The sequence below is a fragment of the Pseudoalteromonas sp. BMB genome (assembly GCF_001709235.1).
GTDB lineage: Bacteria > Pseudomonadota > Gammaproteobacteria > Enterobacterales > Alteromonadaceae > Pseudoalteromonas > Pseudoalteromonas maricaloris.
The window spans coordinates 109,725-132,972 of sequence record NZ_MBQA01000001.1 but is presented as its reverse complement, the minus strand read 5'-3'; the positions used below and the strand labels follow the sequence as shown (position 1 = coordinate 132,972).

Annotated in this window: 19 protein-coding genes; 3 read left to right on the top strand and 16 right to left on the bottom strand. The window is 44.4% G+C overall.

Annotated elements, in window-relative coordinates:
* Positions 1–13 precede the first annotated feature (13 nt).
* The 16 genes from dnaE to rpsB form a co-directional block, all read right to left on the bottom strand.
* Entirely contained in the window at positions 14–3,505 is a 3,492-nt protein-coding gene (dnaE, locus tag BB427_RS00615) for a DNA polymerase III subunit alpha (RefSeq protein WP_069018614.1), read from the bottom strand.
* A gap of 2 nt (positions 3,506–3,507) precedes the next feature.
* Positions 3,508–4,101 (bottom strand): ribonuclease HII, encoded by a 594-nt coding sequence (rnhB, locus tag BB427_RS00610; RefSeq protein ID WP_069018613.1) that lies wholly within the window; start codon positions 4,099–4,101, stop codon positions 3,508–3,510.
* Positions 4,091–5,245: a lipid-A-disaccharide synthase gene (lpxB, locus tag BB427_RS00605; protein ID WP_069018612.1), complete on the bottom strand. Its 1,155-nt coding sequence runs from the start codon at positions 5,243–5,245 to the stop codon at positions 4,091–4,093. Before lpxB ends, rnhB begins: the two co-directional genes overlap by 11 nt.
* Positions 5,246–5,317: 72 nt before the next feature.
* Entirely contained in the window at positions 5,318–6,091 is a 774-nt protein-coding gene (gene lpxA / locus BB427_RS00600; RefSeq protein ID WP_017216085.1) for an acyl-ACP--UDP-N-acetylglucosamine O-acyltransferase, read from the bottom strand.
* A complete protein-coding gene (gene fabZ, locus BB427_RS00595) occupies positions 6,091–6,543 on the bottom strand; it encodes a 3-hydroxyacyl-ACP dehydratase FabZ (RefSeq protein ID WP_010371351.1) in 453 nt (150 codons plus the stop codon). Before fabZ ends, lpxA begins: the two co-directional genes overlap by 1 nt.
* 10 nt (positions 6,544–6,553) lie before the next feature.
* On the bottom strand, positions 6,554–7,597 hold the full coding sequence (gene lpxD / locus BB427_RS00590) for a UDP-3-O-(3-hydroxymyristoyl)glucosamine N-acyltransferase (RefSeq protein WP_039497143.1): 1,044 nt from the start codon (positions 7,595–7,597) through the stop codon (positions 6,554–6,556).
* Positions 7,597–8,115 carry an OmpH family outer membrane protein gene (locus BB427_RS00585; RefSeq protein ID WP_010371344.1) on the bottom strand — a complete coding sequence of 173 codons (519 nt, stop codon included), beginning with the start codon at positions 8,113–8,115 and terminating at the stop codon, positions 7,597–7,599. The genes lpxD and BB427_RS00585 overlap by 1 nt, the downstream gene beginning before the upstream one ends.
* An 11-nt stretch (positions 8,116–8,126) precedes the next feature.
* Complete coding sequence (bamA, locus tag BB427_RS00580; protein WP_039497140.1) at positions 8,127–10,598, bottom strand: outer membrane protein assembly factor BamA; 2,472 nt, start codon at positions 10,596–10,598, stop codon at positions 8,127–8,129.
* A 166-nt stretch (positions 10,599–10,764) separates the two neighbouring features.
* Positions 10,765–12,117 carry a sigma E protease regulator RseP gene (gene rseP, locus BB427_RS00575; protein ID WP_069018611.1) on the bottom strand — a complete coding sequence of 451 codons (1,353 nt, stop codon included), beginning with the start codon at positions 12,115–12,117 and terminating at the stop codon, positions 10,765–10,767.
* A gap of 2 nt (positions 12,118–12,119) precedes the next feature.
* Positions 12,120–13,310 (bottom strand): 1-deoxy-D-xylulose-5-phosphate reductoisomerase, encoded by a 1,191-nt coding sequence (ispC, locus tag BB427_RS00570; protein ID WP_069018610.1) that lies wholly within the window; start codon positions 13,308–13,310, stop codon positions 12,120–12,122.
* Complete coding sequence (locus BB427_RS00565) at positions 13,307–14,173, bottom strand: phosphatidate cytidylyltransferase (RefSeq protein WP_017216091.1); 867 nt, start codon at positions 14,171–14,173, stop codon at positions 13,307–13,309. The genes ispC and BB427_RS00565 overlap by 4 nt, the downstream gene beginning before the upstream one ends.
* A 10-nt stretch (positions 14,174–14,183) precedes the next feature.
* Positions 14,184–14,957: an isoprenyl transferase gene (locus BB427_RS00560; protein WP_017216092.1), complete on the bottom strand. Its 774-nt coding sequence runs from the start codon at positions 14,955–14,957 to the stop codon at positions 14,184–14,186.
* Between the two features lie 171 nt (positions 14,958–15,128).
* Positions 15,129–15,686 carry a ribosome recycling factor gene (gene frr / locus BB427_RS00555; RefSeq protein ID WP_010371327.1) on the bottom strand — a complete coding sequence of 186 codons (558 nt, stop codon included), beginning with the start codon at positions 15,684–15,686 and terminating at the stop codon, positions 15,129–15,131.
* Positions 15,687–15,778: 92 nt separating this feature from the next.
* Positions 15,779–16,516: a UMP kinase gene (gene pyrH, locus BB427_RS00550; protein ID WP_010371324.1), complete on the bottom strand. Its 738-nt coding sequence runs from the start codon at positions 16,514–16,516 to the stop codon at positions 15,779–15,781.
* A gap of 139 nt (positions 16,517–16,655) precedes the next feature.
* Positions 16,656–17,507, bottom strand: coding sequence for a translation elongation factor Ts (tsf, locus tag BB427_RS00545; protein ID WP_010371321.1), 852 nt, complete (start codon positions 17,505–17,507; stop codon positions 16,656–16,658).
* A gap of 220 nt (positions 17,508–17,727) precedes the next feature.
* Positions 17,728–18,456 (bottom strand): 30S ribosomal protein S2, encoded by a 729-nt coding sequence (rpsB, locus tag BB427_RS00540; RefSeq protein WP_010371318.1) that lies wholly within the window; start codon positions 18,454–18,456, stop codon positions 17,728–17,730.
* A gap of 279 nt (positions 18,457–18,735) precedes the next feature.
* On the opposite strand from rpsB, the gene map reads away from it, so the two are divergent.
* The 3 genes from map to dapD all read left to right on the top strand — a co-directional run bounded on the left by map (position 18,736) and on the right by dapD (position 23,200).
* On the top strand, positions 18,736–19,527 hold the full coding sequence (gene map / locus BB427_RS00535) for a type I methionyl aminopeptidase (protein WP_039497131.1): 792 nt from the start codon (positions 18,736–18,738) through the stop codon (positions 19,525–19,527).
* 216 nt (positions 19,528–19,743) lie between these two features.
* The gene (gene glnD, locus BB427_RS00530; protein WP_010606767.1) at positions 19,744–22,362 is read left to right on the top strand and encodes a [protein-PII] uridylyltransferase; all 2,619 of its coding nucleotides are present in this window, start codon (positions 19,744–19,746) and stop codon (positions 22,360–22,362) included.
* Positions 22,363–22,372: 10 nt separating this feature from the next.
* Entirely contained in the window at positions 22,373–23,200 is an 828-nt protein-coding gene (gene dapD, locus BB427_RS00525) for a 2,3,4,5-tetrahydropyridine-2,6-dicarboxylate N-succinyltransferase (RefSeq protein WP_069018688.1), read from the top strand.
* Positions 23,201–23,248 lie beyond the last annotated feature (48 nt).

Below are 23,248 nucleotides of genomic sequence, written 5' to 3'. Positions count from 1 at the left end.
CTAAACTACCTGTTTAGTTAAATTCTAATTCTAATTCCTGCGCCGCCAACAGTGATAAACGAGTTAAAAGCTCATCACTTGGCGTCACACACCATTGTGTTCCTAATGTTAACTCTGCTAATGCATCAGGACGCTGATATTTAATTTTTACCGGACACGTTCCAAATTTATATGGTTCTAGCACTTTTTTGAAATTATCAAAGAAGTTCGCGTCAATTTGAGCCATATTTAGCGTCATTTTTATTGCACTAATACGCTTTTCTCGCGCCTGAGCAATGGTAGAGATTTCTCTTGCGGTCATTGTAATGCCACCAGAGAAGTTATCAAAGCTGACCTGTCCAGATATTACCAAGATTTGGTTAATTTGCAGCATTTCTTGGTACATTTCAAACTGTTCAGGAAATAAGCGTACATCAATTCGGGCACTTTTGTCATCTAAAGTGATAAGTCCCCAACGCGCTCCTTTTTTGTTTATCAAGGTACGAGCATTGATAACCAGTCCCGCCGCGGTTGCTACCGTATCACGATTACCGGGTTGTAAGTCAACTAACTTGCCAGAGGTATAATATTTTAATTCTTTGCGATATTGATTAATTGGGTGGCCAGTTAGGTAAAGACCTAAGGTTTCTTTTTCCCCATTTAACCATTCTTTATCGCTAAGCGGCGTAGCTTTGATAAAGGCTTGTTCAACCTCCTCGGGCTCAACCGCAAGCAAACCAAATAAGTCGCTCTGTCCAAGTGATTCGGCTTTGTGATGCTGCTCTGCCGACTTCATGGCATCCTTTAAGCTTGCCAGTAAAGTCGCGCGCCCAGGCTGATCTCTATCTGGGCCAAGCTTATCAAGCGCTCCTGCGTATATTAGCTTTTCAATCACGCGTTTATTTAGACGCTTTAAATCAACTCTGGCACAGAAGTCGAATAAATCTTTAAATTCTCCCCCTTGGGCTCGCGCTTCAAGGATCGCTTCAACTGGACCTTCACCTACGCCTTTAATCGCTCCTATACCATAGACGATCTCACCTTGACGATTTACAGCAAATTTGTAGACACCGGCATTCACGTCTGGTGGTAGCAGCGTCAACTTCATGTTTTCGCATTCATCTACCAAGGTTACGATTTTGTCGGTGTTATCCATATCCGCTGACATTACCGCCGCCATAAACTCGGCAGGGAAATGGGTCTTCATCCATAGCGTTTGGTACGACACTAACGCGTAGGCTGCGGAGTGTGATTTGTTAAAGCCGTAACCCGCGAACTTTTCTACCAAGTCGAAGATTTTCATGGCAAGTTCGCCTTCGACGCCATTATCTTTGGCACCATCTTCGAACGTTGCACGTTGCTTCGCCATTTCTTCAGGCTTTTTCTTACCCATTGCACGACGAAGCAAGTCAGCGCCACCTAGGCTATAACCGGCAAGCACCTGCGCTATCTGCATTACCTGTTCTTGGTAAAGGATGATCCCGTAGGTCGGTTCTAGTATAGGTTGTAGACTTTCATGCTGGTATTGTGCATCTGGATACGATACTTCTTCACGGCCATGCTTACGGTCGATAAAGTTATCTACCATGCCCGATTGTAAAGGACCCGGACGGAATAGCGCAACCAGTGCGATCATGTCTTCGAAACAGTCTGGCTTCAAGCGACGGATCAAGTCTTTCATACCACGAGATTCCAGCTGGAATACCGCAGTTGTTTGTGCGTCTAGTAACACTTTAAAACTTGCAGGGTCATCCAATGGGATGGCAGCGATATCTATCGGCTCACGACTTTCTCTGCCAAGGCGTTCATTCGCCATGTCGAGCGCCCATTGCAAAATGGTTAGCGTTCTTAGACCGAGGAAGTCAAACTTAACCAGGCCTGCGGTTTCTACGTCGTTCTTATCAAACTGGGTAACTGGGAACTTACCTTCTTCGTCGCAATACAGTGCTGCAAAGTCGGTAATGGTGGTAGGCGAGATAACAACACCACCGGCGTGTTTACCCGCGTTACGCGTACAGCCTTCAAGAATGCGACATTTATCAATCAGTTCACGAACTTCTTCATCGCTATCGTAAGCTTCAGGCAAGCGAGGTTCAACATCAAACGCTTTGGCAAGTGTCATACCTGGATCGCCTGGTACAAGCTTGGAGATCCTATCTACGAAGCCATAAGGGTGACCAAGCACACGACCAACGTCTCGAATTACCGCTTTTGCCGCCATCGTACCAAAGGTGATGATCTGAGATACTGCGTCTCGACCATACAGTTTAGCAACGTGATCAATTACCTCGTCTCGTCTATCCATACAGAAGTCGACGTCAAAGTCAGGCATCGAAACCCGCTCGGGGTTAAGGAATCGTTCGAATAGGAGATCGAATTCAAGTGGGTCAAGATCCGTGATCTTAAGCGCATATGCCACCAAAGAGCCGGCACCGGAACCACGACCTGGACCTACAGGGATGCCGTTATCCTTACTCCACTGAATGAACTCCATTACGATTAAGAAGTAACCTGGGAATCCCATTTGGTTGATAACGTCGAGTTCAACCTGCAGACGGTCGTCATACTCACCACGCTTTTCTTTGCGGTCATTTTCATCAGGGAATAAGAACTGCAACCGTTCTTCTAGACCATCTCGCGATACTTTTACCAAGAAATCTTCAATCGCCAGATCGCCCGTTGGATAATCTGGTAGGAAGTAGGTGCCAAGCTGTACCGTCACGTTACAGCGCTTAGCGATTTCTACGGTGTTTTCTAAAGCTTCTGGAATGTCACTAAAGAGCGCTTGCATTTGCTCTGAAGTCTTTAAATATTGCTCTTTAGAAAAGCGTTTTGGTCGATTTTTGTCTTCTAATGTATAACCGTCGTGAATAGCAACGCGAATTTCGTGGGCATCAAAGTCTTTTTCGTGTAAAAACACCACTTCATTCGTCGCCACAACAGGTATATTACGTGCAGCCGCGACCTCCACAGCACCATGGAGATATTCTTCTTCTTGTGCACGTGCGGTGCGTTGCAGCTCAATATAAAAATGGTCGCTAAAATGCTGCTCGTAAAACGCCAACGTTTCTTCAATTAGCTTAGGATTGCCTTTTAAGATAGCTTTGCCTAAATCGCCATCTTTCGCGCCAGAGATAAGGATCAGCCCTTCTTTGTATTTTGCAAGCCATTCTTTATCAATAACAGGACGATGGAATACATGGCCGCGAAGATAGGCATCGGAGATCAACAAGGTGAGGTTTTTATAGCCTTGATTGTTCTTGGCGAGAACGAGAATTCGGCTTGGTTCATCAGGAAATTGATCTGACTTTAGCCAAAAATCCGCACCAATTATTGGCTTGATCCCTGCCCCGTGTGCGCCACCATAAAAACGCACCAAACCACATAAGTTCATTTGATCGGTGATGGCAAGCGCAGGCATTGCAAGCTCTTCGGCCCTTGCCACAATTGGTTTGGTCTTCGCTAGACCATCCACCATTGAGAAGTCACTGTGTACACGCAAATGGACAAACTGCGGGGCTGGCATGCTTACTCCTTCTCGGCCAAAATTCGTTGCACAGGCTTAAAGCTTGTACGGTGATGCGGAGTAACCCCATGTGCTTCGAGCGCGGCAAAGTGGGCTTTGGTTGGATAACCTTTGTGGCCTGCAAAACCAAACTCAGGATATTCCGCATCGAGTGCTAACATCTCATTGTCTCGGGTGACTTTCGCCAATATGGATGCCGCACTTATCTCGGCAACTAGGCTATCCCCTTTTACAACTGCGGTTGCCGAAACACTCAGCTTAGGTAAACGATTTCCATCAACAAATACATGATCAGGTTGAATTTCCAATCCTTCAACTGCGCGTGTCATCGCCAGCATTGTTGCGTGAAGAATATTCAAATCGTCAATTTCTGCAACTGATGCTCTCGCAATGCAGTAACATAATGCCTTTTCTTTTATTTCTTCTGCCAATGCATTGCGCTTTTTCTCTGACAGTTTTTTCGAGTCGGTTAACCCTATTATTGGTTTGGTTGGATCTAAAATGACGGCAGCGGTTACAACGTCACCCACCAACGGGCCACGTCCTACCTCGTCAACGCCTGCAATATACTGCACATCAGGACGTTCAATTTGCATCTATTAACTCCATTACAGCCTGAGCCGCTTGTTTGCTGGCATTTAGGCGAATGTTCTCATGTATCTCGTAAAACTTTCTAACAAGCTTACTATTATTGCCTTTTAACATCGGGAAAAGTGCATCAGCGAGTGCGTCAGGATTACACTCTGCCTGTAAAAACTCAGGCACAAGCGGTGCGTCAGCCAATAAATTCGGCAAGGCAAAGTATTTGATGTTAAAGGTAAAAAAGGTATTAAAAATCCAATAACTCTTAGGGTTTAGCTTATACCCTACTACCATTGGCTTTTTATATAGCATCGCCTCAAGTGTGGCAGTTCCTGAGGCCAGTAAAACGGTATCCGCAGCTTGCATTGCCAGTGCTGACTGGCCGTCAAGCATAATTGGGTTCAATTCCGGCGCGACTTCGTTCAAGGCTTCCAAAAACTGTGCTCTGCGCTTTTCGTTTACCAAAGGTACGACTATTTTTAAGTTAGGAATTTTATCGACTAATTTTTTTGCAGTGGTAAGGTAAGTGCGGCTCAATAAGCCAACTTCAGAGCCCCGACTACCAGGAAGCAGTGCTAAAACCGTATCATCTTGACTTAAGTTCAGCTGTGCACGCGCACCTGCGGTGTCCGGCTCAAGTGGAATTTCATCCGCTAGCGTATGACCCACAAATGTACAAGGCACTTCATGTTTATCATAAAAGGCTTTTTCGAACGGCAGCAAAGACAGCACTAGGTTAGTCGCTTCAGCAATCTTATGGATGCGTTTTTGACGCCACGCCCACACGCTCGGGCTTACATACTGAATAGTTTTAATTCCTGCCGCTTTCAACGGTTTTTCAACACGCAAATTAAAATCCGGCGCATCAATACCGATGAATACATCAGGTGGATTATCAATAAAGTAGTTCACCAACTGCTTTTTAATTTTTAGCAAGCGAGGCAAGCGACCAAGCACTTCGACTAGTCCCATAACAGCCAGTTCATCCATGTCAAACAGGCTTTTACAACCCGCTAGTTGCATTTTAGGACCACCGATCCCGACAAAATTAGCATTGGGGTAATGAAGTTTTAGCGCATTTATCAGGCCAGCACCGAGTATATCGCCCGATAACTCTCCTGCGACCACGCCAATGGTGATATTTTTTTCGTTAGCCATTATTATTTTTCAGTATAAAAAAACGCCATACATAATGTATGGCGTAAGTATAACCTGTATTGCGGTTCAAGTTTAGCGGATCAAACCACGATTAGAAGTCGCAATAAAATCAATCATTTGCTGAACTGCTGCGAACTCAGAAGCATCTTCTTTTAGCGCTTCTAACGCATCTTCTAAACGCAGCCCCTTACGGAACAACGTTTTGTATGCGCGTCTTGTTGCCATGATTTCATCAGACTCAAAGCCGCGACGCTTTAAACCTTCAGTATTAATTGCAACGGGTCTCGCTGGCGTGCCGGTCGTTGTAACAAAAGGCGGCACGTCTTGGTTCACTCCCGAGTACATACCAATAAAGGCATGTGAACCCACTTTACAAAATTGATGTACACCTGAATTACCCGCAAGGATAACCCAGTCACCAATATGTACATGTCCGGCTACACTTGCATTGTTAGCGAAAATCACATTGCTGCCAATGACTGCGTCGTGTGCCACATGGGTGTAAGCCATAAATAGGTTGTTGCTACCAATTCGAGTGATCCCTTCGTCTTGAATTGTGCCACGATGGATAGTCGCACACTCACGAATAACGTTGTTATCACCAATAATTAGCTTGGTTGGTTCATCCTTGTACTTTTTATCTTGGCAGGCTTCCCCTACTGACGCGAATTGGAAAATGTGATTGCCTGAACCAATCTCAGAAGGGCCTTTGATCACAACATGTGATTCAATCTTACAGTTATCACCAATGACTACGTCATTGCCAATATAACTATAAGGGCCTACAGAAACATTCTCGCCTAGACGCGCGCCTGATTCGATAATTGCGGTAGGATGAATAGCCATTAAAACTCTCTTCTAGCACACATAATTTCAGCTGAACACACAGTTTTGCCTTCTACTTTAGCTTCAGCACTGAATTTCCAGATGTTACGGCGTTCTTTTTCGAACTTAACGTGCAAATGCATCGTGTCACCCGGTAGAACAGGTTGTTTGAAACGTGCATTATCAATCGCCGCAAATAAGTATAGTTCATTCTCGCTGCGATTCTCGACCGTTTTAAAACCAAGTAAACCGGTTGCCTGAGCCATCGCTTCTAAGATCAACACACCTGGGAAAATAGGTTGCTCTGGAAAGTGACCTGTGAAAATAGGCTCATTAATCGTCACGTTTTTAATCGCGTGAAGATATTCGCCAGGCTTAAAATCTACCACTTTGTCAACAAGCAACATTGGGTAGCGGTGCGGAAGAAGTTTTAAAATCTCTTGGATATCAAAGCTGTTTAATTCGTTAGCCAAAATAGCTTCCTTATTCTACATCAGTATCTTTAAGCTGTGCTGTCAGCAGCTCAAGTGCCTTCAGGCGCGACTTAAAGTCAGATAAATTGCGTAAGTGTGCAATAGACTTACGCCACTCTTTATTCGTTTGGTGAGGTAAACCAGAAGAATAGATCCCTGGCTCAGTAATTCCTTTAGTAACCATGCTCATACCAGTAATGACAACCCCATCACAAATTTCGTTGTGACCATTGATTGCTGTCATGCCACCAATTTGGCAGTACTTGCCGATTTTAACACTGCCCGCCAGTACCGTGCAGCCTGCGATAGCTGTACCGTAACCAACTTCAACGTTATGGGCAATTTGGATCTGGTTATCTAAAATGACGTTGCTATGAATAATGGTGTCTTCTAGCGCACCTCTATCAATAGAAGTACTCGCGCCAACTTCGACACGGTCGCCAATAATTACGGTGCCAACTTGAGGGATTTTAACCCACTCGCCTTTCTCGTTGGCGTAGCCAAAACCATCACTTCCTATTACGGCACCTGACTGGAATAGACATTGTTCGCCTATCTGTACTTCATGATAGACGGTTACGTTTGCCCAGAGTTTAGTCTTTGCGCCTATTTTGGCATGTTTTCCAATGAAACAGCCTGGCCCTATCTCAACATCATCACCAATCACAGCACCATCTTCAATTACAGCATTCGCACCCACACTGACGTTTGCACCAAGTGTTGCTGTATCAGAGATAACTGCTGTACGATGAACTCCTGATGCTGCGCTAGGTGTTGAGTCTAGCTTCTGTGCAAGTTTTGCATAGGCTACATAAGGATCTGCGATAATGAGTTTATTACCCGCAAAATAATCCGCGTCTTTTTCACTCAAGATCACGGCCCCCGCAGTCGTGCTTTCAAGCTGACCACGGTATTTGCTGTTGGCTAAAAACGCGATTTGGTCGTCTTTTGCCTGTGCGAGAGTGGCGATATTTCGAATTGATTTATCGCCATCACCTTGCAGCTGAGCACCTAGATACTCAGCAAGTTGAGATAAGGTGTGAAGTTTTGTCATTACTTATTGCTAACCGCTTTTACCACTTCTTCAGAAAGGTCGGCTACTTTATCAGGATTGAAGTAAATTGTCGTATCTTTTACTTTAACTTCGTCAAACTTACCTTTTTTAGCAACAGACTCAATCGCATCTACGATTAGCTTTTGTACTTTAGCAAGCTCTTGGTTTTGACGAACTTTAATTTCTTGCTCTAGTGGACGACCTTTTTCAGCAAGTGTCTTTTGCATGCCTTGGATCTTTTCACGAAGCGCTTCTTTTTGCTCTTCACTCATTGTCGTTGCTTCGCGCTTAAATTTTTCAGCTTCGAAACGAATGTCACCTTGAATTTTTTCAAGTTCTTGACGACGCTCAGCGAACTCAGCTTGTAGTGTCTGTTCAATTTTCGCCATTTGTGGAATTTGCTTATACACTTCCTGCATGTCTACGATGCCTACTTTGTGTGCAAATGCGCTACCTGAAGCACCCATCATTAGTGCTGCAGTCATGGCTAGTGTTGATGATTTAATAAATTTTTTCACAATAAAACTCCTTAGAATGTATTACTGATATTGAAGCTGATCGTCTTCGTATCGTCTTCTTCTTCTTTTTTGAGTGGGTAAGCGAAACTGATCAGCATAGGTCCCATAGGCGAGATCCACTGAATCGATAAACCCGTTGATACTCTGAACCTTGATGGATCAGAGAAATCAGAAAGTAGATTGTATTGATCTTCTGGCAAGTTGTTATAACGGTCTACATCAAACTCAGTATCCCAAACGTTTGCCGCATCGACGAAGAAGCTCGTTCTTACTGAACTCGTGTTTTCTTCGTCTAGGAATGGCGTTGGTACGATAAGCTCAAGACCTGCTAGTGCTTTTGCGTTACCACCGATACGACCACCTAGATTTAGCGTATCAAATTGCTGATCGCCGCCAATACAGCTACCTGATGTACCATCTGGTTTAGGTGTGCCCGGAATACACTTAGGCGCACGCTGTACCGCTCGAGGTAGAATCGTGTTTCGGTCAAAACCACGTAGTTCTTGCTCTGAAATACGGAAGAACTCTTGGAATGGCAACACTTGCTCAAAGCCATTGGTCTCGCCATAACCATTACCATAGCCTAAACCCGCTCTCGCTGAGAATACCCAACGATGGTCATTACTGATTGGCCAGTAAAAACGTGAATCGTAATTGATCTTGAAGAAATTAAGATCTGAGTTTGGTGTAGTAATACTTAAGTTCAAGCTTTGACGAGAACCTGCTGTTGGGAACATACCACGGTTAACCGTTACACGTGACCAACCTGCACTTAACTCATATTTAGTAAAGTCATAATCGGCATTTGGATCGCTTTCGTTTAAGAAGCTCTCACGAAGTACTCGTGTTTGCTCAAAGTCCGAAATTTGCGAAAGGCTTTCTTCAATCCAACGAATACCAAAGTTAACACGGTTAATCGCATTAATTGGGAAACCAAAGTTAGTACCGAGACCATAGCTGGTCGATTTATAATCTACGATACCAAACTCACTCGCATCGAACTTACTGTAGAAGATACTGCTGCCTTGCGACACACCGTCAGGCGTGAAGTAAGGGTCAGTGTAGGACACACTATAACGTTCTGAACCACGCGAAGTGTTGATATTGAAAGCAACTTGGTTACCAGATCCTAAGAAGTTAGACTCACTGACACCAATGTTAAACTGAAGGCCCGCATAAGAACCATAAGCAACACCCGCTTGGAAACTACCTGCCGGCTGTTCTTTTACTTTAAAGTCAACATCAACCTGATCTTCAACACCAGGAATTGGCTTGACTTCAAACTCTACCGATTCCATATATGGCAAACGTTGAATTTGAAGCTTTGAACGCTCTAGGTTTTGGTTAGACAACCACGCACCTTCAAGCTGCGTCATTTCACGACGTAATACCTCGTCTGCTGTATTTTGGTTACCGTTCACCACGATGCGACGTACATATACGCGCTTTCCAGGATCAACAGATAGTGTTAATTGTACTTCTTTGTTTTCATCATCGATTTCTGGAACGGTTCGTACTTCAGCATTGGCATATCCAAAACGCGCCAAATAACTCTTAATGAAGTCTTCCGTTGCCGTCACAACTGAGCCGTTGTAAAGCTCACCAGCACGAAGTGGCACTATGCCTTTAATTAAGTCTTCACGACCTAATAAGTCACCAATGAAATCAAACCCTTTAACGGTATATTTTTCACCTTCGGTGATGTTTGCCGTAACATAAACTGATTCACGTTCTGGGCTTACTGAAACCTGCGTTGAATCGATGTTAAAACGTAAATAACCACGGTCTAGGTAAAAACTGCGGATCTTTTCTAAATCGCCTTCAATGGTTTGTTTTTGATAACGGTCATTAGAGAGGAAGCGCCACCAAGGTAAGTCCTGCTGAGATTCAATTAGGTTAAGAAGTTCTTCGTCCGAGAACAGCTCATTACCAACGAGGTTAATTTGACGTACAGAAGCAGCATCACCCTCTTCAAACTTCAGCATCAGCTTCACACGGTTACGTGGCAATTCAACAATGCTCACCTCAACCTTAGCGTTGTATTTACCAATACTGTGGAAGAATTCCGTTAAGCCTTTTTCGATACTATCAAGTACCGTTCTGTCTAACGGCTCACCTTGGCGAATATTTTGCTGTTCTAAACTCTCGTTTAGCTGCTCGTCTTTGATGTCTTTGTTACCATCGAATTCGATTGAGCTGATAGTTGGACGTTCTTTAACCTTAAAAATAATCTGATTACCATCACGGAATACCGCAATGTTGTCAAAGTGGCCAGACTTATACAGCGCCTTGATTGTGCGTGAAATAGTAAACTGATCGACATTGTCACCAACGTTGATCGGAATATGTGTCAATGCAGCACCTAGTGCAACGCGCTGCAGCCCTTCTACTTTTAAATCTTCTACGATAAAGGAGTTTTGCCCTAAGGCAGCAAAACTAGCGCCCAGTAAACTGGTTACTGCAATGTGTTTTTTTATAGGCATTTTATTATCTTTATCCTTTACAACAATTTTGGCGCGATACGCTAAGGCCCATTACATCACAACATTCAAACGTTACAGCTTTTGTATTATGTTATCCGTTGTATGCTTGAACAAAAATGCAAACATTTAAATTGCATATAATGTGCGCTTTTTAGCACCGCACGGCTTAAAGCCGAGAAACATCATTAAATAGTGCAAAAAACGTTAAGGCAAGAAGAAGCGCCGCTCCAATCTTAAACCCAAACTCTTGTGTCTTTTCAGAGACTGGTTTTCTGCGAATTAGTTCAATTAAGTAATACATTAAATGCCCACCATCTAAGACAGGGAGCGGTAATAAGTTAAAAACTCCTAAATTCACGCTGATAAGCGCTAAGAAGCCTAAAAATGCAACTAACCCGTAACTAACACTATTTCCGGCACTAACCGCGATCCCCACAGGCCCGCTTAAGTTTTTTACCGAGACTTGGCCCGTGATTAAGTTGCCGATCATGTCGAAACTTAAGGCAATCAAGTCGTAAGTTTTACGAATGCCAAGCACCATACTATCTAGGATGCCGTATTGTCTAGTTTCAATGTAACCATTTGGCCATTTTTCCATCACAGGCACAACGCCCAAATAGCCTTGTACGACACCTTCTGGTGAAGTTTTTGCCTGAGGTGTTACCGTTAGGGTTTGTGGCTGACCATCGCGCAGAATATCAATGCTTATGGCTTGATTTGCAGATTTTTGAACTCGGCTCACCAGCTGTTGCCACGATGCCAATTTGTCACCATTTATCGCAACCAGCGTGTCTTCTACTTGTAAGCCACCTTTGTCGGCAGCTGCACCTTCTTCGACATAACCGAGCTGCAGCGTCAGCGGCGGCCTATAAGGCGTAATGCCGACTGAGGTCAGTGGCGCTTCATCTTGCTTTTCCAGTTTCCAATCGCTCAACCGTAGCGTACGAATCGCCAAACTACCTTTTTCATCTTGTACTTTGGCAACCAGAGATGCTTCACCTAAATGCGCCATCAATTCAAACGTAACGTCTTGCCATGAGTGTACTAACTCATCATTCAGTGCAATGATGTGGTCACCTGATTGAAATCCAGCATCCGCCGCGATACTGGTTGGTGTCACACCACCAACGACGGGTTTTACTGATTGAACCCCTACCATATACATTGCCGCTAACGCGACAATGGCAAACAAAAAGTTTGCAATGGGGCCTGCAGCTACCACAGCGATACGAGAAAGTACTGGCTTATTATTGAAGGCAAGGTGGCGCTCCTGCTCTGGCACATCATCAACGCGTTCATCGAGCATTTTGACATAGCCGCCAAGTGGAATTGCGGCAATAACGTATTCGGTTTGATGTTTGTCATACCACTTGACTAAAGGCTTACCAAAACCAATAGAAAAACGTAAGACCTTAACGCCGGCTTTTCTGGCAACCCAAAAATGGCCATATTCATGGACGGTAACTAAAATCCCTAAAGCAAGAATAAATGAGCCTAAGTGCCAGAAAAATTCAAACATAGTTACCTCAATGTGGCGATAATTTGCTGCGCTCGGTGGCGTGCCGCTCGGTCTGTTTCCATAATAGACTCAACGGATTCTAATACGCCAAGCTCACTTTGCTCAAGCGTTAAGGCATTGACTCGATAGATATCGCAAAACCCTATCTTACCCTCTAAAAATGCCGCAACAGCGATTTCATTTGCGGCATTCACTGTTGTTGTTGCAGCCTGACCACTACGACATGCGTCAATCGCTAATTTGAGGTTGGGATAACGGTTAAAATCTGGTTTGGTAAAAGTGAAATCGACAATCTGAGAAAAATCTAATGGCTCTACACCGGCGTCAATTCTTTCAGGATAGGCAAGCCCATATGCAATCGGCGTTCGCATGTCTGGCTGCCCCATTTGTGCCAGCACCGAGCCGTCGCGATACTGCACCATTGAGTGGATCATGCTTTGTGGGTGGATCACCACTTCAATATCGTCAGCCGAGCAGTTAAATAACCACTTAGCTTCAATAAACTCCAGCCCTTTATTCATCATGGTCGCAGAGTCGACAGAGATTTTTCTGCCCATAGACCAATTAGGATGCGCAACCGCTTCTTCGACTGTTACTGCAGCTAAGGTAGCCAATGAACGCTGCAAGAAAGGTCCACCAGAACCGGTTAATAAAATCTTACTAACACCGCTGTGACTTAGGTTTGAAGATTGCCCAGTTTGTATAGTCGTTGGTAGGCACTGATAAATGGCATTATGTTCACTGTCGATAGGGAGCAAAGTCGCACCATGCGCTTTTACTTTATCCATAAACAGCTGGCCACTCATTACTAATGACTCTTTGTTCGCCAGCAGCACTTTTTTACCCGCTTCGACTGCCGCTAAAGTCGGTAACAACCCTGCTGCACCAACGATTGCGGACATCACGATATCCACATCTACGTGACGAGCCATCTCAGCCATTGCTTCAACGCCATGGAGTACTTCGGTGGTAGTGCCCGTCAAACGTTGAGAAAGTTGCTGAGCTGCGTGCTCTGAGCTCATAACCGCGTATTTAGGCTGATAACGTAAACAAAGCTCAGCCATCTTTTCCGCGTTTTGCCCTGCAACTAAGGCAAATACACGATATTGTTCTTTATTGCGGCTAACGACGTCTAAGGTTGATAGTCCAATAGAGCCTGTCGCTCCCAGTACTACCAAGTTTTGCTCGCTCATAGCACAACCGTCCAAGCGTAGCAAAAAGCAAAAATGGGTGCCGCAGCCGTTAAGCTATCAATGCGATCTAGGATACCGCCATGACCTGGCAAACAACGGCCTGAATCTTTAAGACCTACTTCGCGCTTAAACATACTTTCCAGCAAATCACCAACGGCAGAAAATAGCGCGATAATAATGGTCATTGCAGCGTAAATTGGCCACATATTGAGATCAATTGCGGCGAAGTGACAAAACACTAACACAAAAACAACTGCGGTGATCACGCCACCAACAAGACCTTCAATCGTTTTATTAGGGCTCACTTTAGGCATGAGCTTATGCTTACCTAAATTCTTTCCAGCGAAGTAAGCGCCAATGTCCGCGCTCCACACTATGCCCAATACCACCATGATAAGGACTGAGCCTATATGCTCGCCATCTTCATATCCGGCACTACGCATCACGTTTAACGCAAGCCACAACGGGACTAGCGTCAGTACACCGGCGATGGAGCGCATCATGATCCCTTCATTCCAAGCACGAGCTGCTCGTGGGTATTTCACTACCAAGAAAGTAGCGACCAACCACCACGCAAAAGCGAGCGTAAATACATAATTGGCATCAGCGACTAAGCGCCCTTGCTGCCATAAATCCTGTATCGGCCAATGGGTGTTAAGCAATAGAATTAACACCGCCATAACGCCAACGAAAGTAAAACGCTGACGCTTTTGACATAGGCCCGCAAGCGCCGACCACTCCCATGCACCAAGCAAAACGATTAGTGCGGCAATCGTACTAAACATTGCCAGCGGTGTATAAAACACCAAAAGTAGAGCCAGAGGTGCAAGCACCGCTGACGTTAGAATACGTTGTTTTAACAAATTTGAACCCTTAACTTGTTGCGTCTTTCTCTGCGAGGAGCTGCTTTATCTGCTCTCCTGTGCATCCGAAGCGTCGCTCTCTAGACACGTAACAAGCAATGGCTTCAGAGAATGCTTGCTCGTCAAAATCAGGCCAAAGCGTGTCGGTAAAATAGAGTTCGGCATACGCAGCTTGCCATAGCAAGAAGTTACTGATGCGGAAGTCGCCTCCCGTTCTGATCAGCAAGTCGAGATTCGCTTGATCGGCCATCGTCATCTGCTCTGTCAAGGCATCTTCGGTTATATCACTTGGTTGCAATTCACCTGCTGCAACTTGTTTTGCGAGATGTTGTGCTGCCTGTGTGATATCCCAACGTCCACCGTAATTTGCTGCAATGTTTAAGTTAAGCCCTGTATTGTCCTGGGTCAATGTTTGAGCTTCATGAACACGCTTTTGGAGGCTGTCAGGAAAACGAGAAAGATCGCCAATAATGGTTAGCTTTACGTTGTTCTTATGTAATTTTTTAACTTCTTTAGACAGCACATAAATAAATAATTCCATTAACGTGCTGACTTCATCTTCTGGCCTGCGCCAGTTTTCACTACTAAAGGCAAATAGCGTCAGAGACTCTATACCTAACTTGGAACAGAATTGTACAGCACTGCGAACCGAATCTACGCCCTTCTTGTGTCCGAAGGCGCGAGGACGCCTGCGAGCTTGAGCCCAACGACCGTTGCCATCCATTATTATCGCAACATGTTTTGGCAATGATTGCTGCGAAATAACCTCTGCTTCTAAAACCATAATTCCAATTTAAGTGAAAAAAAACGCCGCCTAGTATACCCTAGGCGGCGCTTCAAACCTAATAAATTTGTCAGTGTACCTAGTCAAAAAAACGCTAACTGCTCAGAAACAAAGCAGAATTTTCTGCAATACGTAAACAGTGCGTAAACATATACGCTAGGACATAGACATTTAGATTTCCATCAACTCTGCTTCTTTCGCACTTAGTTGTGTATCCATTTCTTTGATGAACTTGTCAGTCAATTTTTGGATATCATCTTCAGCTTGACGTGCTTCGTCTTCAGAAATTTCTTTGTCTTTTAGCAATGATTTAATATCACCGTTTGCATCACGGCGAATGTTACGTACTGCAACGCGACCACCTTCAACCTCACCACGTACGATCTTGATAAGATCTTTACGACGCTCTTCAGTTAATGGAGGAAGTGGAACACGGATCACAGTGCCTGCTGACATTGGGTTTAGGCCCAAGTCAGAAGACATGATTGCTTTTTCTACCGCTTGTGCAAGCGATTTGTCGAATACGCTGATAGCCAGTGTACGAGAGTCTTCCGTCGTTACGTTTGCTACTTGGTTTAACGGTGTATCTGCACCGTAGTAAGAAACAGAAATACCATCTAGTAGCGCAGGGTGTGCACGACCTGTGCGGATTTTAGAAAGCTGGCTTCCAAGTGCCGCCACACTTTTTTTCATGCGCTCTTGAGCGTCTTTTTTAATATCTTCGATCACAATACTTTCCTAGTCTGTTCTTGTTATGCCAGATTATACTCGCAATTTAGAGATTCGCTACTTAACTGCGAGTTGCTGAAATAGTCGTCAGATTATTCTGCTGCTTGAGAAGAGATAAGGGTACCTTCCTCTTCACCCATGATGACATTTTTCAATGCACCCGGTTTATTCATGTTAAATACGCTGATTGGCATATTGTGGTCACGTGCCAATGTAAATGCAGCTAAATCCATCACTTTCAATTCTTTGTCGATAACTTCGTTGTAAGTTAACGTGCGGTACAGCGTAGCATCTGGGTTTTTCACTGGATCGTCACTAAATACCCCTTCAACCTTAGTGGCTTTAATCACAGTATCCGCTTCAATCTCGATACCGCGCAAACATGCTGCTGAGTCCGTGGTAAAGAATGGGTTGCCCGTACCTGCAGAGAAAATAACAACACGGCCAGATTTTAATAGGCTAATTGCTTCTGCCCAATTGTACGCATCACACACACCATTTAGCGGGATAGCAGACATCAAACGTGCGTTTACAAAAGCACGGTGCAGCGCATCACGCATCGCAAGGCCGTTCATGACGGTCGCTAGCATGCCCATGTGGTCGCCCACAACTCGGTTCATGCCCGCTTCTGCAAGTGAACCACCACGTAAGAAGTTACCGCCACCGATAACCAAACCCACTTCTACGTCGAGCTCTACTAACTCTTTGATTTCTTGTGCCATACGATCCAATACTTTTGGATCGATACCAAAGCCTTCATCTCCCATTAAAGCTTCACCACTAAGCTTTAAAAGAACGCGTCTAAAAACAGGTTTTTTATTGATAGTCATAATATCCGGGCCAATTAAAAGTGAGGTAAAAAATAACCGCGCTTATGCTAGACATAAATGCGCGGTTATTTTAGAGAATTTTCAGCAATGACGCAAAGCTAATGTCAGCTTTTACGTCATTAGGCATCACAATAAGTGATTACTGGCCTTTTGCTGCAGCGATTTGTGCTGCAACTTCTGCTGCGAAGTCTTCTTCTTTCTTCTCGATACCTTCACCTACTTCTAGGCGAACGAATGAAGAAACAGATGCATTCTTCTCTTTAAGGTAGTCACCCACTGATTTCTTAGGTTCCATGATGAAAGCTTGACCAGTAAGAGAGATCTCACCAGTGAACTTCTTCATACGACCAACAACCATCTTCTCAGCGATTTCAGCTGGCTTACCTTCGTTCATTGCGATTTCAACTTGAACCGCTTTTTCTTTTTCAACTACTTCAGCAGGTACGTCTTCTGGGTTTAGGTAGTCTGGCTTAGAAGCAGCAACGTGCATTGCAACGTGCTTAAGTGTTTCTTCGTCAGCATCACCAGCTACAACAACACCGATACGCTCGCCGTGACGGTAAGCAACTAGCTTGTCACCTTGGATGTAAGAAACACGACGGATGTTCATGTTCTCACCGATTTTAGCTACTAGTGCAACACGAGTCTCTTCAAACTTAGCTTGTAAGTCTTCGATAGTTAGTTGCTCAGCTACAGCTGCGTCAGCAATTTCGTTAGCAAATGCAAGGAAGCTTGCATCTTTTGCTACGAAGTCAGTTTGACAGTTAACTTCTACTAGTGCAGCAAAACCTTCGCCTTGCTTGATGATGATTGTACCTTCAGCAGCGATGTTGCCTGCTTTTTTAGCAGCTTTAGCAGCACCACTTTTACGCATGTTTTCGATTGCTTGATCGATATCACCGCCAGTTTCTGTCAGTGCTTTTTTACAATCCATCATGCCAGCGCCAGTGCGCTCACGAAGTTCTTTTACTAGGGCAGCAGTTACAGCCATTAGAATATCCTCAAATCTGAATTCAGTTCTTGATAAAACCAACCTTAGGTTGGCTGAATATCAAATCAAGTACAGCTCGCCTCAATTTGATAAAAATCCGTTATCTTTCAAGGTCTGCTTGGCAAACAACGGGATAAGCAGTTAATCGCTTATAAAGAATATCAAGTCTTCACCAATAATTTGATGAAGACTTGATGACAGCTAATACCTAATCAGGTAATTACTCAGCTTCAACGAAGTCGTCGTTTTCTGCTTGAGCAACGATGTTGCTTTCACGACCTTCAGTGATAGCAGTCGCTACTGCACCAGTGTATAGCTGGATTGCACGGATAGCGTCGTCGTTACCTGGGATGATGAAATCAACACCATCTGGGTTTGAGTTAGTATCAACAACAGATACTACTGGGATACCTAGGTTGTTAGCTTCACGGATAGCGATGTGCTCGTGGTCAGCGTCGATAACGAAGATAGCGTCTGGAAGACCGCCCATATCTTTGATACCGCCAAGGCCTTTTTCAAGCTTTTGCATTTCACGAGTAAGCATTAGCGCTTCTTTCTTAGTAAGCTTCTCGAAAGTACCGTCTTGGCTTTGAGTCTCAAGCTCTTTAAGACGCTTGATTGATTGACGAACTGTTTTCCAGTTAGTCAACATACCACCTAACCAACGGTGATTTACATAGAACTGCTCACTTTGGATAGCCGCTTCTTTAACTGCTTCGCTTGCAGCGCGCTTAGTACCTACGAAAAGGATTTTGCCTTTGTTAGATGCTACGTTCTGTAAGAACTTAAGTGCATCGTTGAACATAGGAACTGTTTTTTCTAGGTTGATGATATGAACGCGGTTACGTGCACCGAAGATGAACGGCTTCATCTTAGGGTTCCAGTAACGTGCTTGGTGACCGAAGTGAACACCAGCTTGAAGCATATCGCGCATTGAAACGTTTGCCATTGTATATTTCCTCTAAAAGTTAGGGTTAGGCCTCCACATATCCCATAGCACCAACACGAAGTTTTTATAACTGCATGCACCCAAGTGTATGTGTCGATATGTGTGTGTGTTAATATTAATAAGTGTGTTGTCTTAACTACAAACATTCAATCTCATCGTGTGAGGAAGAATTATTTGTAAAAAGACGGCGCGCTTTATACCATATATAAAGAATTAACTCAATCTTATGCGTAAAATTTGTGCATAATAAATGTTCATCTAAATTGACTTGGAGTCTAAATGAGTGCTGTGATCAAAACCCCTGAAGAAATCGAAAAAATGCGTGTTGCCGGGCGTTTAGCCGCGGAAGTACTGGAAATGATCGAGCCGTATGTTAAGCCAGGGGTGACCACCGACGAATTAAACACCATTTGTCACAACTACATTGTTGATGAGCAAGGTGCTGTTCCTGCACCGCTAAATTATCACGGCTTTCCGAAGTCTATTTGTACCTCAGTTAACCACGTTATCTGTCACGGTATCCCAAACGATAAACCGCTAAAAGAGGGCGACATTATCAATATCGACATCACTGTGATCAAAGATGGTTATCATGGTGATACGTCAAAAATGTTTTACGTCGGTACACCAACTATCCAAGGTAAGCGCTTAAGCGAAATCACGCAAGAGAGCCTATACCTTGCGATAAAAATGGTAAAACCGGGCGTGCGTTTGGGTGATATTGGTGCTGCAATTCAAAAGTATGCAGAAGGCTTTAACTACTCTATCGTGCGCGAATACTGTGGTCACGGCATTGGTAAAGAATTCCATGAAGAACCACAAGTAATGCACTACGGCAAACCGGGCACTGGCGAAGTACTTAAAGCCGGTATGTGTTTAACTATCGAGCCTATGGTTAACGCGGGTAAGCGCCAATGTAAGCTACTAAAAGATGAGTGGACTGTCGTTACCAAAGACCGTAGTCTTTCGGCGCAGTGGGAACACACGCTGCTTGTCACGGATAATGGCGTTGAGATCTTAACGCTACGCAATGACGAGACGATAGACCGCGTTATTACGCATTCAGCTTAATTGCAAAAAGCATTTATCAAAGCCAGCCAGATTGCTGGCTTTTTTATTGCGCAACTCACGCTACAGTGGTTACAACCCCTTTGTGTTTAGATATCAGTTACACGCAATGCTAGTTGCCCAATCCTTGACCCTTCACCTCCCCGTCACTCGCAATTCTTATTTATTTAGTGTAAAACAGGACTCTACTGTTTTTGCGCGCATGACACAGGATCCTAAGTGGCATTACCGAACAAAGTGAAGACGCTTCTTGACGAAGCACAAGAACTTACCGATTACCGTGATTGTCTTGCTTTTTTCTACAAATGGTTAAGCAATCAATTTGCCAAGCAACCCGTTAGAAATCTAATTAACTCTCGAGCCGAATTTATTGACCGCTTGTTGATTAAACTGTTTAATGAAACCGGACTGGCGCACCAACCAGACTTGTCGTTAATCGCCATTGGTGGTTATGGCCGTGGTGAGTTACACCCGTTCTCTGATATCGATTTTTTGGTGCTGACCAAATCCGTTCCCTGTGAAGAAGTGACCAGCTGCTTAGAGCGTTTTGTCACTTATTTATGGGACTTAGGTCTAGATATTGGTCATAGCGTAAGAACCCATGAACAGGTCCTAGAACAAAAACAAAATGACGTTCACTTTGCCACTAGCCTGCTGGAAAGCCGCCTCATTTGTGGTAACCATATTGAATATGAACGCCTCAAACGACATATTGTTGAAACCCCAATTTGGCAATCTAGTGACTTTTTTATCGCTAAGGTCAATGAGCAGAATATTCGCCATAAAAAATGCCATGGTACCGCCTACAACCTTGAGCCTAATATTAAAGAAAACCCCGGTGGCCTGCGCGACCTGCAAACCATTTTTTGGGTCGCTAAAAAGCACTTCCGCGCTGAAACTTTGGAAGAGTTAATCAATCACGGTTATTTGACCCATGAAGAATATCAAGAGCTGTTAGAGTGCATCGAAAACCTGTGGAACATTCGCTTTGCGCTGCACTTAGCCGCTGGTCGCAGTGAGAACCGCTTACTGTTTGACCATCAACCACATGCCGCAGAGCTCCTCGGTTTTGGCTCTGAAGGTAAAGCCTCGGTCGAGCGTATGATGAAACGCTTATTTAGGATCATGAGCCGAGTGCGCGAAATGAACCAGATGCTGCTCTCCTATTTCGAACAAAGTATTCTTCCCGAGCAGTTAGAACAAGAAGCCGTGCCACTTGACAGAAACTTTGAGCGCATTGGCAATAAAATTCGCGTTAAGAACCCCTCGGTCTTTTTCCGTCGAGAGAATTTGTTTGTCCTCTTTGAACATATTGCAGACAACCCTAAAATTAATCAGATTGACCCAAGTACCATACGTACTATGCGCCAAGTCAGACGCCGCTTATTAGGCGATCTGCAAGATTACGCAGGCTGTCGTGACGCTTTTTTAAGGTTATTGAAGCACCCCAACGGCATGGGCCGAGCGTTTACTCTGATGCACAAACACGGGATCATCGCCGCCTATTTACCACAGTGGCGTAATATTTTTGGTCAAATGCAGTTCGATCTGTTTCACGCCTACACGGTAGATGAGCATACCCATAAGCTCATCAATAACATCTATCGCTATTTCGATAAAGAGCATATTAGCGAGTTCCCGATTTGTTCTGAGATTGTTGCCCGCATGGACAAACCAGAGCTACTCTACTTAGCTGGGATCTTTCACGATATTGCCAAAGGTCGAGGTGGCGACCATTCCGAGCTTGGTGCCGTTGACGCCATGGCATTTACCAAAATGCACGGCTTTACTGCTTCCGACGCTAAATTGGTAGCTTGGCTGGTGCAAAATCACCTCCTGATGTCTGTCACAGCCCAGCGTAAAGATATTAACGACCCCGATGTTATTGCTGAATTTGCACAAAAAGTGAAAAACGAACGTCAGCTAGATTATCTCTATTGCTTAACGGTTGCCGACATTCGTGCCACCAACGACAACCTCTGGAACGACTGGAAAAATACCCTCTTACGCGAGCTATATCTACATACTCAGCGGGCATTGCGCTTGGGTCTTGAAAACCCAATGGATATGCGCGATCAGATCCGTGATAAGAAACGCCAAGCCAAGCAACGGCTGATTAATTTGGGCTACTTCGAAGAGTACATTGACCTTATTTGGTCACGCTTTAAGGCCAATTATTTTACTGCCTTTAGTGAACAGCAGATTTCTTGGCATACTGAACACTTATTACAGTCTCATGATTTAAGTCAGCCAAGCGTGATCGTCTCTGACAAGCCCATGCATGGCGGGACGCAAGTATTCGTATACAGTCCTTATGAATCTGCGTTATTCGCCAAATTGGTCAGTGTAATAGGTTCTAAAAAAGCACAGATCCAACATGCTCAGGTCATGACCACAAAAGATGGCTATGTTGTCTTTAGTTTTGTTATCCTAGAAGTGAATGGCGACCCACTCAGTACTGGCCGTGCAGCGGGGATCAGAAAAGGCTTGGAAACTTTACTAAAAGATCCAAAAAGAAAGATCCGGGTAAAGAAAAACCGCTCACAGAAGTTTAAAGACTTTAATATCAAACCTAAAATTATACTACGCCCGCACGCACGCGACGATCGCAGCCTAATTGAAATTCAGGCCATTGATATTCCGGGGTTACTGACTAAAATTGCTGAGGTATTTCAGGCCTATTCACTACATATTCATGCCGCGCGCATTACAACCGTCGGCGAACGCGCAGAAGACTTTTTCGTCGTCTCAAACAAAGATTACAAGGCTCTAGATGAAGTACAAAAAGCAGAGCTTCATCGCGCCCTACTCAAAAAATTAAATGCTGAAACAGATTAACGAGGAATTTATGTCTGATTTAAAAACGACTATTGAAACCGCGTGGGAAAACCGCGATACCATTACTCCAACCACGGTATCAGACGAAGTAAAACAAGCGATTGTCAACGCATTGGAAATGCTAGATTCAGGTGCAGCGCGTGTTGCTGAAAAAATTAGTGGTGAGTGGGTTGCACATCAATGGTTGAAAAAGGCGGTACTCCTGTCTTTTAGAATTCGTGACAACCAACCAATGAGCGATGGCGTTAACCAGTTTTACGACAAAGTACCATTAAAATTCTCAGACTATACGCCAGAGCAGTTCCAACAAGGTGGTATGCGCGTAGTACCAAACGCGGTAGCGCGTCAAGGCAGTTTTGTCGGTAAGAACGTGGTACTTATGCCGTCTTACGTTAATATTGGTGCTTACGTCGACGAAGGCACTATGGTAGACACTTGGGCAACTGTAGGCTCGTGTGCACAGATCGGTAAAAACGTACACCTATCTGGCGGTGTGGGCATTGGTGGCGTATTAGAGCCGTTACAAGCCAATCCAACGATTATTGAAGATAACTGTTTCATCGGCGCACGTTCTGAGATCGTCGAAGGTGTGATTGTTGAAGAAGGCGCGGTTATCTCCATGGGTGTCTATATTTCACAAAGTACTCGTATTTACGACCGTGAAACAGGCGAAACCCATTATGGTCGCGTACCAGCCGGTGCGGTAGTAGTACCAGGTTCACTACCAAGCAAAGATGGCTCTCATAGCCTATACGCAGCAATTATTGTGAAAAAAGTAGATCAGCAAACCCGCGAAAAAGTTGGCATTAATGCACTACTTCGCTCACTAGACGACTAAATATCACGATAGTTTCAAACAAGGGAGCTTTCTGCTCCCTTTTTCATC